The following is a 1,072-nucleotide window of genomic DNA, read 5'->3' on the forward strand; positions in this document are numbered from 1 at the left end:
ATAATCACGGACATAGATACGTAAAGACTTCTGGAGGTTCTAAGTTTTTGAGTGCCGAGAGAGCAGCGTCACGGAGTTCATCGAGATCATCGAACAGGCGGTTCCCGAGCACCTGATTGAGCTTTCGCCAGCACTCTTCCGTGGGGTTCAGCTCCGGTGAACCCCGCGGAAGGTAACACAGTTCGATTGGAGTGTCTTCAACAAACTCCTGCACTGCGTTAGCCGTGAAATACGACGCATTATCCAACACTACACAGATCTTTTCGCCGAATTTTGTCTGGAGAGCATCCAGTAGCCGGATCGTTGTATCGCTGTTAAAATTCACTTCACAGGGGAGGAAGAACGTCTCACCACTGTCGCTTACTGCCCCAAGCAATTTGATACTCTTCCACTTGCCCGTCACCGGCAGTGACGGGCGTTCTCCTTCTGGAAACCATGCGTAAATGAGCTTCGAGAGAACCTGTCGCGTCTGATCTACTGTGAGGATTGTGTATTCGTCGTCCAGACAGTCGGACTTTTTTTGAACCCTTCCTGCCACGCTTCCTGCGCCCGTTCGTCGGACTTGTAGTACTCCGGCCGGGCTGTCTTCCAAGACAGACCGGCCTCAGTCATCAACCGACGCACGTGACGCTCGCAGTACTCAACATCGAACTCTTCGATAAGATACTGGCGAGCAAGTGGAACCGACCATGCAGGTGCGTCTATCTCGACTTCCTCAGGTGATTCATGGAGCGCTTCAATGAACTGTTGATGCTCTTGTTCGGTGAGTTCTGACGGTCTCCCCGAGCGTGGTTTGTCGTAGACAACGTCCTCGAACGGCTCTGTATCGAGCCGTTCGAGTCGGTTGAACCACTTCGAAGCCCATCCTTCCGAGTAGCCGTAGAGCTCTGCTGCATCGGCTTGGCTAACATCGTCAATCTCCTTGTAGGTGAGTGCAGCCATCAGACGCTCTGAGGCAGCAGATTCCTCGACGTGCGCCAGTACTTGGCGGAGATGATCCGCTGAGACGTTCTCCAGTGTCACCGTATTGGATACTGTGGCTCAACCCTCATGAATTTTCAGCTATCAGTAT

1 protein-coding gene is annotated in these 1,072 nt (G+C 52.6%); it reads right to left on the bottom strand.

All coding sequences use genetic code 11. The annotated features are described in order from the left end of the window. Positions 1-4: 4 nt before the first annotated feature. Positions 5-1,023, bottom strand: a protein-coding gene (locus DP106_RS15340) for an IS630 family transposase (RefSeq protein WP_120086650.1) whose coding sequence is annotated in 2 segments (ribosomal slippage) — positions 5-513 and positions 513-1,023 — 1,020 coding nt in all. Because the reading frame shifts where the segments join, the coding sequence is not laid out codon by codon here. Positions 1,024-1,072: the final 49 nt, after the last annotated feature.

Source organism: Halonotius pteroides (genome assembly GCF_003605635.1).
GTDB lineage: Archaea > Halobacteriota > Halobacteria > Halobacteriales > Haloferacaceae > Halonotius > Halonotius pteroides.